Annotated in this window: 7 protein-coding genes; all 7 read left to right on the top strand. The window is 66.9% G+C overall.

Features of this window, described 5'->3' with window-relative positions:
* Positions 1 to 82: 82 nt before the first annotated feature.
* Positions 83 to 2,416 (top strand): glycoside hydrolase family 3 protein, encoded by a 2,334-nt coding sequence (locus AC07NB_RS03365; RefSeq protein WP_494570915.1) that lies wholly within the window; start codon positions 83 to 85, stop codon positions 2,414 to 2,416.
* A gap of 731 nt (positions 2,417 to 3,147) precedes the next feature.
* Entirely contained in the window at positions 3,148 to 5,958 is a 2,811-nt protein-coding gene (locus tag AC07NB_RS03360) for a TonB-dependent receptor (RefSeq protein WP_494570914.1), read from the top strand.
* A gap of 58 nt (positions 5,959 to 6,016) precedes the next feature.
* Positions 6,017 to 6,754, top strand: a complete 738-nt coding sequence (locus AC07NB_RS03355) for a FadR/GntR family transcriptional regulator (RefSeq protein ID WP_291832401.1) — start codon at positions 6,017 to 6,019, stop codon at positions 6,752 to 6,754.
* A gap of 150 nt (positions 6,755 to 6,904) precedes the next feature.
* Positions 6,905 to 9,112 carry a polysaccharide lyase 6 family protein gene (locus AC07NB_RS03350; RefSeq protein WP_494570913.1) on the top strand — a complete coding sequence of 736 codons (2,208 nt, stop codon included), beginning with the start codon at positions 6,905 to 6,907 and terminating at the stop codon, positions 9,110 to 9,112.
* Positions 9,112 to 11,328 (top strand): alginate lyase family protein, encoded by a 2,217-nt coding sequence (locus AC07NB_RS03345; RefSeq protein WP_494570912.1) that lies wholly within the window; start codon positions 9,112 to 9,114, stop codon positions 11,326 to 11,328. The genes AC07NB_RS03350 and AC07NB_RS03345 overlap by 1 nt, the downstream gene beginning before the upstream one ends.
* A gap of 47 nt (positions 11,329 to 11,375) precedes the next feature.
* A complete protein-coding gene (locus AC07NB_RS03340) occupies positions 11,376 to 12,686 on the top strand; it encodes an MFS transporter (RefSeq protein WP_494570911.1) in 1,311 nt (436 codons plus the stop codon).
* Positions 12,687 to 12,727: 41 nt separating this feature from the next.
* Positions 12,728 to 13,480, top strand: coding sequence for an SDR family NAD(P)-dependent oxidoreductase (locus AC07NB_RS03335; protein WP_494570910.1), 753 nt, complete (start codon positions 12,728 to 12,730; stop codon positions 13,478 to 13,480).
* Positions 13,481 to 13,491: the final 11 nt, after the last annotated feature.

The following is a 13,491-nucleotide window of genomic DNA, read 5'->3' as shown; positions in this document are numbered from 1 at the left end:
CATCGGAAGCGCCACGGCCGATCCCGCCGTATGGCCCGCAGCGGCCAGCCCGGCGGCGATCACGGACGCGCGCACGGAGGCCATGATCGACGGCCTGCTGGCCCGCATGACGATCGAGGAGAAGGTCGGCCAGCTGATCCAGGCCGACATCGGCTCCGTGACGCCGGCCGATCTGGCGACCTATCCGATCGGATCGATCCTCGCGGGCGGAAACTCGGCCCCGGGCGGCAACGAACGGGCGCCGCTGGCGGACTGGGTCGCCTTGTCCCGCGCCTTCCGCGCGGCGGCGGCGAACCGTCCCGGCGCGGCCATTCCGCTAATGTTCGGCATCGACGCCGTCCACGGCCATAACAATATCGTCGGCGCGACCCTGTTTCCGCACAATATCGGCCTGGGCGCGGCGCGTGACCCGGGCCTGATCGAGCGGATCGGCGCGGCCACCGCCCAGGAAGTCGCCGCCTCGGGGGCGGACTGGACGTTCGGCCCGACCCTCGCGGTGCCGCGCAACGACCGCTGGGGCCGCTCGTACGAGGGCTACGGAGAGAACCCGGAGATCGTCTCCAGCTACGCGGGACCCATGACGCGCGGCCTGCAGGGCGAACTGGTGGCGGGCCGGTCTCTCTCGCGCGATCACATCGCCGGATCGGCCAAGCATTTCCTCGCGGACGGCGGCACGACGGACGGCGTCGACCAGGGCGATGCGGTGATCCCGGAGGCCGAACTCATCGCCCTCCACGCCCAGGGCTATGTGCCGGCCATCGACACCGGCGTCCTGACGGTCATGGCCTCTTTCTCGAGCTGGAACGGCGTGAAGATCACGGGCAACCACTCGCTGCTGACGGATGTCCTGAAGGGGCGAATGGGCTTCGAGGGCTTTGTCGTGGGGGACTGGAACGCCCACGGCCAGATTCCCGGCTGCAGCAACGAAAGCTGCCCCGAAGCCATCAACGCCGGGCTGGACATGTTCATGGCGCCGGACAGCTGGCGCAACCTCTACGTAAACACCTTGGCGCAGGCACGGGCAGGGGAGATCCCGGCCGCTCGCCTCGATGACGCCGTGCGTCGCATCCTCAGGGTCAAGATCAAGCTCGGGGTCTTCGATCGCGATCGGTCGCTTGAAGGGCGCGCCGACATCCTCGGTTCAGCGGAGCACCGCGCCCTGGCGCGCGAGGCGGTCCGGAAATCCCTGGTCCTGCTCAAGAACGAAGGCGTGCTGCCGATCCGGCCCGGCGCGCGCGTCCTCGTCGCGGGCGACGCCGCGGATTCCATCGGACAGGCGTCCGGCGGCTGGACGGTGACTTGGCAGGGCGCCGACACGACCAACGCCGACTTCCCCGGCGGCGTCTCGATCTGGGCGGGGCTCGAGGCCGCGGTGAAGGCGAGCGGCGGCGCCGCCGAACTGAGTGCGGACGGATCATGGGCCGCCCGGCCGGATGTCGCCATCGTCGTGTTCGGCGAAACGCCCTACGCCGAATTCCAGGGCGATATCGAAACCCTCGACTTCGAACCCGAGGGGCCGCTGGCCTTGCTGCGCCGTTACAAGGCGGCCGGCATTCCGACGGTCTCGATCTTCCTCAGCGGACGCCCGCTGTGGACGAACCCGGAGATCAACGCCTCGGACGCCTTCGTCGCGGCCTGGCTGCCCGGCACGGAAGGGGCCGGCGTGGCCGATGTGCTGGTCGCGGGTCCCGACGGCCGGGCGCCGTTCGACTTCACGGGCCGTCTGTCCTTCTCCTGGCCGCGAGACGCGGGCCAGGACGTCCTGAACGTGGGCGAGCCGGGCTATGCGCCGCAGTTCGCCTATGGCTACGGCCTCAGCTATGCGGCGCCGGCCCGCACCGGCGCGCTGTCCGAGGATCCCGGCGTGACCGTCAGCCGAAGCAATGTCGATCGCTACTTCACCGACGGCCGCGTCCAGTCGCCCTGGTCGTTGATGCTGCGGGACGAGGGCGGCGACAGCCGGGCGGGCGCTATTCTGGCCGCGACCAGCCCGCGCGGCGCCTTGCAGGTTCGATCGACGGACGGCGCGGCGCAGGAAAGCGCGATGAGCCTGACGTTCAGCGGGCCGGCCGAAGCCCTGATCACGGGACCGCCCGTCGATCTGTCCCGCCAACGTAACGGCGACATGGTGCTGGGATTCTCGATCCGTCTCGACGGGCCGCTTTCCGGACCGTTGGAGCTCGGTTTCGGGCGGGCGCGCACCGACATCGCGCCACTATTGCGCGACGCCCGTCCGGGCGTCTGGCGCTCGATCCGGATTCCGCTGGCCTGTTTCGACGGGGATGGTTCGGGCGTGGCGGCTCTGGAAACGCCGTTCCTGCTTCGATCAGGGCAAAACCAGCGCGTGTCGGTCGCGGAGATCGGCCTGATCAGCAACGAAGGCGGGCTGGGTTGCCCGGCGGTGGGGCCGCGCTAGCGGCCGGCACGGGCTCAGGCGGAGATCTGGAGCCGGAAAAGCCGACACGCGGTTGTCGGTTTCTCCGGCTTTCGCGATTCCGGTCCATTGAAATCAATGTCAAATCGACAGGTTGCCGTTTCCTCGTGAGCTGAGCTCGCTGCGGGCGGCCGAGACATGGTCGAAGGGCATGGGCTTCAGCCGTGTCGCGCTGGGTGTTTTCGCGAGCAACGATTGCGGGCGGCGCTTCTGCGAGACCGCTGGATTTCGGCCCGAAACTTCCGCGTGGTGAAGCGACGCTAGCAAGGCGACTTGAGTAGAAGCGGCCCGTTGGGGGCTGCGGCGCCGAGGTCCGCTCCATGGCGCAATCGCGCCGTCATTTTACGCTCTAGGTCACGGCGTTGCTTTGGTGGGGGGATGGCCGCCGGCGTGTTGGGAGGGTGAGGGGCGTCGCCAGCCGTCCCCCGGCATCGACCTTGCGCCATGAGCGGCGCCCGACGGACGCGCCTACCGTGGCTGTCCTGCAACGCTCGCTTGAACCGGTCCCCGCAAAGCGCCTTTCGGCGTATCGATGCGCAGAAAGCGAACCAATTGGTATATTATAAATTCTGAAAGACCGGTCCAACTGGCTTGACTTAGTGGTCCGCCCAAGGAAGCTTCGGGCCAACAAAACAAAAGGCTCAAGGGAGGGCCGCATGCAGGTTTGCTTTGGCGCGCGGAGGCCGCGCGCAGTCGCGCGTGGTCGGTCGATCTTGCTGGCGGGTGCGTCGGCGATCTGTTGGGCGGCCGCCGCGCCGACTTTCGCCCAGGACGCCCCGGTCGTCACCGAGGACGCCACCCTCGACGAGGTCGTCGTCACCGGCACCCGCCGCACGATGCAGACCTCCATAGAAACCAAGCGCCAGGAAGCCACCATTGTGGACGCCCTGACGGCCGATGAAATCGGTGATCTGCCGGCCCTGTCGGTGGGGGAGGCGATCGAGACCATCACCGGCGCGGCGTCCCACCGCGAGAAGGGCGGCGCATCTGAAATCGCCATTCGCGGCATGGGGCCGTTCCTGGGCGCCTCCACCTTCAACGGTCGCGAGGCCTCCAACGGCAGCGGCGACCGATCGGTCAACTTCAACCAGTTCCCCTCCGAACTGATCAACCAGATCAAGGTCTACAAGACCCAGCAGGCCAATCTGATCGAGGGCGGCGTGTCCGGCCTGGTGGAACTCGGCACCCTGCGGCCGCTGGATTTCAACCGACGTCGCATCCAGATCGAGGGAAAGATCAACTACAATCCTTATGAGGATCGGCTGCTGAACGAGCCCTCCCCGGGCTATCGGGGGACCCTCAGCTTCGTGGACCAGTTCGATCTGGGCGGTCTGGGCAAGCTCGGCCTGTCGCTGGGCTTCCAGCGCAACGACGTCACCAATCCGGAAGAGGTCTACAACGCCAGCTCGACCTGGGTGGCCTGTAACGCCAGCACCACCCAGACCGGCAACTGCGCCGAGGTGTCACGCGCCCAGGCCGCGGCCGGCACGCCCTTCTATCTGGTTCCGAACAGCTACATCTTCCGTCAGATCGAGGAAGACGACACCCGCGACGCCTGGTTCGGCGCGATCCAGTGGCGGCCGAACGACCGCCTGAACATCAACCTCGATTATCAGTACTCCGATCGCTCCTACAATGAGCGGCGCAACGAGCTGGGCATTTCGGAAGGCCGCTATGGCCTGACCAATCGGGTCGTTGACGAGAACCACGTGCTGCTGGCCGTGACCGGCAACAGCTCCATCGAGACCAACTCGACCTTCAAGAACCGTTCCGAGACCTATGAGGGCGCGGGTCTGAACGTCGAGTATTTCGTGAACGAGTCCCTGACCCTGAGGGGCGACGTGTCCTGGTCGCACACCTTGCGCAACGAGACCGACCGCAATGTTCGCCTGCGCTCGGATCCGCTGGACATCTACGGCGTCCGCACCCCGATGAACAATCAGCGGGTGCCCTACACCATGGATCTGCGCAACGGTCCGGTCCCGACCTTCACCATCGATCCACGTTTCGACATCACCAACCACGATCTGTTCAGCGACGACGCCCGCATCCGCCGCGACCAGAGCCAGCGCGATCACGAGATCTTCGCAAGCCGGTTTGACGCCACCTATGAGCCTTCGGACGGGTTCTTCACCGCCTTTGACGCCGGCGTCCGCTACTCGACGATGACGTTCAAGGACTTCGACAATCGGGTCGAGTTCACCCAGGACGATCGCGCGGTGGACCGCGCCGCCAACCTGTTGTGTCGTACGGCCTTCCCGCAGACCGACTTCCTGGACAGCTCGTCGTCGAACAGCATCAAACGATGGGCGACCTTCGACGCCGTCTGTCTGTTCGAAGCCTATTCGGGGGTGCCGGACACCGGCCTGCCGCTCGACATCCGCGCCGTTGAGAACCGCGACGTCTCGGAAGACGTCTGGGCCGGCTACGGCATGGCCAGCTTCGCCGGCATGGCCGGCGACCTGCCGTTCCGCGGCAATGTCGGTCTGCGTGTCGTGGACACGCAGGTCGCCTCCAAGGGCCTGCGCGCCGATCTGAACGTGGTGGACAACGGCGACGGCACGATCAGCCTGGTCCCGACCGGCGAGTTCGATGAAACGGTCATCGAGCACGGCACCACGCGCTGGCTGCCCAGTCTGAACCTGACCTTCGAGCTGAAGGACGACCTGCTGCTGCGTGGCGGTCTCTTCCGCGCCATGTCGCGTCCGGCGCCGAGCGCCCTGGGCGCGGGGCGGATCATCACCGTCGACAGCGGCGCGGACTATTCGAACGTGGCCGAGGCCCTGCGCAACATCACCGCCAACGGCAGCCCGCGCCTCGAGCCGCTGATGTCGTGGAACGCGGACCTGTCGCTGGAATACTACGCCAACCGCGACTCGATGTTCGCCTTGGCGGTATACGCCAAGCAGTTCACCGGGGGCTTCCGGCCCGTCGCCTATGACGAGACCTTCGTCATCGATGGCCAATCGGTCACCGTGCCGGTCGTCCAGACCGAGAACAGCGACGACGAAAGCACCCTGCTGGGTTTCGAGGTCACGGGAGCCTACCGCTTCTCAAGCCTGCCGGCGCCGTTCGACGGCTTGGGGATCAAGGTCAGCTACAGCTACGCCGACCTGGACTTCGAGAATGAGGATGTCCGCCTGGGCGATGTCATCGACGCCGCGACGGGGGTGGTGACCGAGGGCATGATCCCGCCCGCCGGTCTTTCGGGTCTGTCCAAGGACGTTCTGTCGGCCCAGATTTACTACCAGATCGGCGACCTGGATCTGCAGGCGATCTATAAGTACCGCTCCGACTATTATCAGGACTTCGTCGGCGGCAATTCGCAGCTGCGCTACGTCCATGGGGCAGGAACGGTGGACTTGCGGGCCAGCTACCAGTTCGGCCGCGACACCCGACTGCAGTTCGAGGCGATCAACATCACCGATGAACCGCGCATCGAGGATATGCCGGTGTGGGGATCGACCCGCGGCTACTACGCCTACGGGAGCAAATACTACGTCTCGATGCGGCGCAGGTTCTGATCGAGTGAGGGGTGTCGGACCGATTGGCCCGACGCCCCGGTTCGGCTAGGCTGCACGTATGAGTCAGAAGCGCCTATTCCATACCGTATCCGAACAGATCCTGCAGTTGATCGCGGATGAGGGCTACGGCCCTGGCGCGAAGCTGCCGGGCGAACGCGAGTTGGCGGAGCAGTTCGGCGTCAGCCGCGTCACGGTGCGTGAAGCCGAGGTGGCGCTGCAGGCCCAGGGCAAGCTGGTCATCAAGACGGGTTCCGGCGTCTTCGTTTGCGGCGTCGCGGCCCCCCACGCCCTGCCGACGGTCAGTCCCTTCGAGGTGACGGAGGCCCGCTCCCTATTCGAATCCGAAGCGGCCGCCTTGGCCGCCTCGGTGATCACGCCGGAGGCGCTGGAGCGTCTTGAGTATCTTGTCCGGTCGATGGACGGGAGCAATCCCGACCTGGACGCCGACGCCGCCGACCGGGAGTTTCACCGGGTCATCGCGGCGTCCGCCAACAATGTCGCCGTTTTGCACACCATTGAAACCCTGTGGCGCATGCGGACCGAGCAGCCGCAGGTGATGGCCGCTCACAAGGCGATCTGCGAGATCGACGACTCCTCCCGGGTCGAGGAGCACATGGCCATTCTCCATGCTCTTCAGGCGCGCGATCCGTCGGGCGCCCGGCGCGCCATGCGCGCCCACTTCAACCGCCTTCTATCGGCCATGCTAGACGCCAGCGCGGCCCAGGCGCAGCAGGAGCTGGAACGCCAGACGGCGGCCAGCCGCGAACGGTTCCTGATCAGCACCCGAGCAGTCTAGCGACAATCGACCGGACCAATTGGTCTGTAATCTATACCGGTTTTTCAGAACCAAGTGGTTGGCGCGGCCGGTTCTTACTGTTAGCGTCCCCCTGTCGGCCGCAGAGCCGTCAGCGAGTCCGCGTCAAGCCGGACCGAATGGGAGGCGAGAATGTTTGCCAGATGGGCGGCCGCCGCGGCCGTATTGCTTTGGGCGGGAGCCGCCGCAGCCCAGACCTCGACCGTGGTCAACGATCCGCAGGCGTATCAGCGGGCCGTTCGCGCCGCGAAACCGGGCGACACCATCGTCCTGGCGGACGGCGTATGGACCGACTTCCAGATCCTGTTCGACGCCGAGGGGCAGCCGGGCCGCCCCATCACCCTGACGGCCCAGACGCCGGGGCGGGTCATTCTGTCGGGGCAATCCAATTTGCGCATGGCCGGTCGGCAGCTGGTGGTGTCGAACCTCGTCTTTCGTGACGGCTACTCACCGACCGGAGAGGTGATCTCGTTCCGCCGTTCGCGGGATCGTCGCGCGGTGGAGAGCCGCGTCACCGGCGTGGTCATCGACGGCTTCAACAAGCCGGATCGCGGGACCTCGGACAACTGGGTGGCCCTGTACGGCTCGCACAATCGCTTCGACCACAACCATCTGACGGGCAAAACCAATCTGGGCACCACCCTGGTCGTCGTCCGCGACGAGCAGCAGGGGCTCGATAACCGGCACCGCATCGACCACAACTATTTCGGCCCGCGCCCGAACCTGGGCTCGAACGGCGGCGAGACGATCCGCGTCGGCTCCAGCGCCGACTCCCTGTCGGCATCGAACACCGTGGTCGAGAATAACTGGTTCGAGGGCTGCGACGGCGAGGTGGAGATCGTCTCCAACAAGTCGGGCGGCAACACCTACCGCGGCAATGTCTTCTTCCAATCGCGCGGGGCCCTGGTGCTGCGTCACGGCGCCGGAAATCTGGTCGAGTCCAACGTCTTCATCGGCGGAAACAAGCCGCACACCGGCGGCATACGCATCATCAACGGAAACCAGACCGTCCGGAACAACTACATGGAAGGCCTGGCGGGCGACGGCTTCGGCTCGGCCTTCAGCATCATGTACGGCGTGCCGGACTCGCCGATCAACCGCTACCATCAGGTGGACAATGCGGTGATCGAGAACAACACCATCATCGGCGCGCGCAGCATCTTCCTGGGCGCCGGCATGGATGAGGAGCGGTCGGCCGCGCCGATCAACAGCCGCTTCGCCAACAACCTGATCGTCGCCGCGGACGGCCGCCGCGATCCAGTACGTGTTCTGGGCGATCTGTCCGGCATCGCCTTCGCGGGAAACATCCAGAGCCCGGCGGTATCGGACAGCCTGACCCGGGGCTTCGAGGGCCGCGCGGTCACCCTGACCCGCGGACCCGGCGGGCTTCTGGTCCCGAACGGGCTTGACGGCGTCGGCGCCTCGCGGGACCTGCGCATCGTGGCCCGGGGCGGCACGGGGGTGGACTGGTATCCCAAGCACGGCCAGCAACCCCGTCTGGACACCGGCGGGGAGGTGGCGGTGCCGCCCGGCGAGGGCGCTCTGGCCGATGCGGCCGAAGCCGCCGCGCCCGGCGCTGTACTGACCCTGGCCGCGGGACGCTATTCGGTCGATCGCACAATCCTCGTCGACGCCCCGCTGACGGTGCGAGGACCCGCCGAGGGTGAGGCCGAGATCTCCTTCTCCCGTCCGGCGCTGTTCCAACTCCAACGGGGCGGCTCGCTGAAGCTGTCGCGCGTGGCCGTCACCGGGCGCGACGCGCCCGACGAGGTCGGCAATGCGGTGATCAGAGTCGCGGCCGGTTCGAACGCCGCCAATTTCGAGATCATCGTCGAGGACAGCCGGGTCTCGGACCTGATCGTCAATCGAGGGTTCGATGTCATCGCCCTGGGCAAGGGCAGCATGGCGGATCGGGTGCTGCTCAAGGGCGTCACGGTGGACAACGTCAGCGGCGCGGTCGTTTCAGCCGCCGCCGAAACCGACGACCGTGGGACCTACAACGTCGAGACGATCCGGATAGAAGGCGGGACCTTTCGCCGGGTCGGCGGGCCGGTTGTCGACCTGTATCGCGGCGGTACGGACGAGAGCACCTTTGGGCCGCGCCTGTCGGTGACCGACGCGGTCTTCGACAAGGCGGGGTCCGTCACGACCCCCGCCTTGTTGATGCGCGGGGTCCAGTTCGCCGAGGTCACGGGCAACCGGCTGACCGACAGCGGCGCCATTCGCTTCAGCCATCGTGTCGGTGAACCCGTACTGGTCGTTCGCGACAACCAGTTGGTGCGCACGCCGCCGCTTGAGTCCGACGCCGCCTCGGTGGCGGTCCTGCCGGAGACTTTGTGATGATCCTCAGGCTTTCCCTGTCGGCCCTGCTGCTGGCCGGAGCGGTGACCGGCGCGACGCCTGCCGCAGCCGCTGCGGTCCCGTCCGCCGTGGTCCAGGCCCGGACGGCGACGACGCCCGTATTGACCAGTCCCGACGACTGGCGGCGCATGGCCGAGGCTGGCGGTCAGTATCCCATGTTCGCCGCCGAGCAGGCGCGGGTCGAACGGATGGTGCGCGCCGCCATGGGGCGCGAGATCGACGTGCCGGTCCCGCGCGATCCGGGCGGCGGCTATACCCATGAACAGCACAAGCGGAACTATCAGGCGATCTATAACGCCGGGGCCCTGTACCGCCTGACCGGCGATCGCGCCTACGCCGACTTCGCGCGCGACCTGCTGCTGAAGTACGCCGATCTGTATCCGACCCTGGGCGCCCACCCGGCCGGACGCGGCCAGATTCCGGGCCGCATCTTCTGGCAGACGCTGAACGACTCCGTCTGGCTGGTCTATTCGATCCAGGGCTATGACGCGATCCGCGAGACGCTGAGCGCCGAGGACCGTGAGAAGATCGACGGCCAGGTCTTCCGCCGCATGGCGCGTTTCCTGTCGGACGAGACGCCGAACAATTTCGAGCGCATCCACAACCACGCCACCTGGGCCGTCGCCGCCGTCGGCATGACCGGCTACGTCCTGCGCGACGCCGAGATGTCCGAGAAGGCCTTGATGGGTCTCAAAAGGGATGGCTCGGCCGGCTTCATCGCCCAGATCAATCAACTGTTCTCGCCGGACGGCTACTACGAGGAAGGGCCGTACTATCAGCGCTATGCGTTGGCGCCCTTTATCATTTTCGCGCGGACGATCGAACAGAACGACCCGGAACGCGGCATCTTCCACCACCGTGACGGCGTGCTGTTGAAGGCCGTCGACGCGGTGATCCAGTCCAGCTACGGCGGCTACTTCATCCCCATCAACGACGCGATCCTGGACAAGGGGCTGGACACCGAGGAACTGGTGACCGGCGTGGCCGTCGCCTATGCGCGATCGCAGGACTCCGGCCTGCTGTCCATCGCTGAGCGGCAAGGGCGCACCCTGCTGTCGCCGGACGGCCTGCGCGTGGCCCAGGGCGTGGCGGAGGGCCGGGCGCGTCCGTTCGACTTCCGCTCGATTCTGTTGCGCGACGGCGCCGACGGCGCGCACGGCGGCCTAGGCATCCTGCGCGAGAACGGCGAGGACGGTCAGGCCCTCGTGTTCAAGGCCACGGCCATGGGCATGGGCCACGGCCATTTCGACAAGCTGAACTGGCTCTTCTACGACAACGGCCAGCGGGTGGTGACCGACTACGGCGCCGCGCGGTTCCTGAACATCGAGGCCAAGGCGGGCGGCATCTATCTGCCGGAGAACAACAGCTGGGCCAAGGCGACCGTCGCGCACAACACCCTGGTGGTGAACGAACGCAACCAGTTCGGCGGCGACTGGCGCATCGGCGAGGATCGGGCGCCTGAAGTGCTGTTCTTCGAAAAGGGGGAGGGGACCCAGATCGTTTCCGCCCGCCAGACAGGGGCCTATGACGGCGTGGTCTTCACCCGCACCCAGGCGCTGGTCGAGCATCCGGATCTGGGCCTGCCGATCGTCATCGACCTATTGCGGGCCACCAGTTCGACGGCGGCGCGGTTCGACCTGCCGCTGCACTACAACGGCCACATCATGAACGTCGGCTTCGAAGCTCAACGGGCCGTGGCCGAGCGGCCGGTGCTCGGCCGCGCCGACGGCTATCAGCACTTGTGGGTCGACGCCTCCACGGCGGCGGCGGAGCAGACCCGAAGCCTGACCTGGTTGCTGGACGGCCGCTTCTACACCTGGCGCTTCGGAGCCAGCGCGCCGTCGCGCGCCATCCTCGCCGAAAGCGGCGCCAACGACCCCAGCTTCAACCTGCGTCGCGAGCCGCTGTTGATCCAGCGTGTCGACGGCCAGTCCGAGGTGTCCTTCTTCGGCGTGCTCGAGCCGCACGGTCGCTACGACGGCACGGCCGAGACGGTGACCGGCGCCGACAGCCGCATTCAAGACGTCAAACGGGTGCGCGGCGACGGGGCGGAGGTGATCGTCCTGACACTGGCCTCGGGCAAGACCCTGGCCCTGGGCATAGCCGACGATGTGACGGCGGGCGTGGCCCATTCGGTCTCGGCCGACGGGCAGACCTGGCGCTGGAGCGGCCCCTGGGCCCGACTGGATCGATAGAGAGGCCGGCGCGCAGGCGACCGACCCGTGACGGGAGTGCGAGAGTGATGCAGAAACGATCCGCAGTGCGGTGGCTGATCATCGGCCTCATCGCCGTGGCCACGGTGATCAACTACATCGACCGCAACGCCCTGGCGGTGATGTGGCCGGAGATCGCCGACGACATTGGCGCGACCAAGGAGGACTACGCTCTTCTGGTCACCGTCTTCATGCTGTTCTACGCGGCCGGCCAGTTCGTCTTCGGCCGGTTGTTCGACAAGATCGGCACCCGGATGGGCTTCGCCCTGTCGATCGGGGTCTGGTCGATCTCGATCGCCCTGCACGCCGTCGCCAATTCGATCACCTCTTTCGGCGTCTTCCGCGCCGTGCTGGGCATCAGCGAGGCCGGCGCCTGGCCGGGCGCGGTCAAGGCGAACGCAGAGTGGTTCCCCCCCAGGGAACGCGCCTTCGCCCAAGGCATCTTCAACGCCGGCGCCTCGATCGGCGCCATCATCTCGGCGCCGCTGATCGCCCTGCTGTTCCTGTGGTTGGGCTGGAAGGGCACCTTCATCCTTGTCGGCGCCCTGGGCTTCATCTGGTTGCTGCCCTGGCTGGTTATCTACCGCGCGGGTCCGGACAAGCATCCTTGGGTCAGCGAGGCCGAACGGGTCCTGATCCTGGACGCCCAGGCCGACGCCGGCGGCCCGGTCGGTCCGATCTACACCCCGACGCTGAAGCAGATGATGTCCCATCGCCAGAGCTGGGGCCTGGTCCTCTCGCGCTTCTTCCTGGACCCGATCTGGTGGCTGTTCGTGTCCTGGCTGCCGATCTATCTGGCCGAGACCTTCAACTTCGACATCAAGCAAATCGGCATCTTCGCCTGGGTGCCCTTCGTCGGCGCCATGATCGGCAGCCTGTCCGGCGGCTGGCTGTCGGGCAAGCTGATCGCGTCGGGCTGGAGCGCCGACCGCGCCCGCAAGTGGGTCATCACCCTGGGCTGCGTCATCATGGCGCCGGCGCTGCTAGGGGCCGTCCTGGCGACCGACCCGACCCTGGCGGTGCTGACCATCGCGGTGGTTCTGTTCGGCTTCCAGGTCGCCATCGGCAACATCCAGACCATTCCGGGCGACCTGTTCCACGGCAAGTCCGTGGGGTCGCTGGCCGGCGTCGGCGGCATGGCGGCCGTGGCCGGGACCCTGATCACCACCTGGCTGGTGCCGACGATGACCAAGGTCTCCTACGCCCCGATCTTCATCCTGGTGGCGTCGCTCATCCCGCTGAGCCTGATCGCGATCTGGTGGATCACCGGACCGGTCCGGAAGCTGGATGCTCCAGACAGCGAGACGTCCGGCGCCCGGGCTCCGGGCGACCAGGCCTGACAGCGTTTCCAATCCCTTCTTCCCTTAGGACCACGACAGACATGACGTTCAAGAACAAGGTGGCCATCGTCACCGGTGGCGGCCGCGACATCGGCCGGGCCGTTTCGCTTCAACTGGCGGCTGAGGGGGCGAAGGTCTGCATCAACTTCGCCAATGACGAAGCCAGCGCGCAGGAAACTCTGCGCCTGATCCAGGAGGCCGGCGGCGAAGCGATCCTGCACCGCGCCGACGTCACGGACGCCGCGGCCGTGGACGGGCTGGTCGCCGCGACCCAGGCGGCTTTCGGCCGCAAGATCGACGTGCTGGTCAACACGGCCGGCGGCATGGTGGCGCGCAAGCCGCTGGCCGAGATCGACGAAGGCTTCTTCCACACGGTCATGGACCTGAACCTGAAGTCGGTCTTCCTGACCACAAAGGCCGTGGTTCCGCACATGGAGGCGGGCGCCGCCATCGTGAACTTCGCCTCGCTGGCCGGCCGTGACGGCGGCGGTCCCGGCGCGGCGATCTACGCCACGTCGAAGGCCGCTGTGATGACCTTCACCCGCTCGATGGCCAAGGAACTGGGCCCCAAGGGCATTCGTGTGAACGCCCTGTGCTGCGGCATGATCTCGACCCGTTTCCATGACGACTTCACCAAGCCCGAAGTCCGCCAGGCCGTGGCGAACGGCACGCCTCTGCGTCGCGAAGGGCGTCCTGAGGAAGCCGCCGCGACGGCGGTGTTCCTGGCGTCCGACGCGGCCGGCTTCATGACCGGCGCCAACGTCGACGTGAACGGCGGAACCTTCTTCTCTTGATCCTGAACGCC

The sequence above is a fragment of the Brevundimonas sp. GW821-FHT09G01 genome (assembly GCF_059416065.1).
This window is presented reverse-complemented; position numbering and strand designations above follow the sequence as displayed.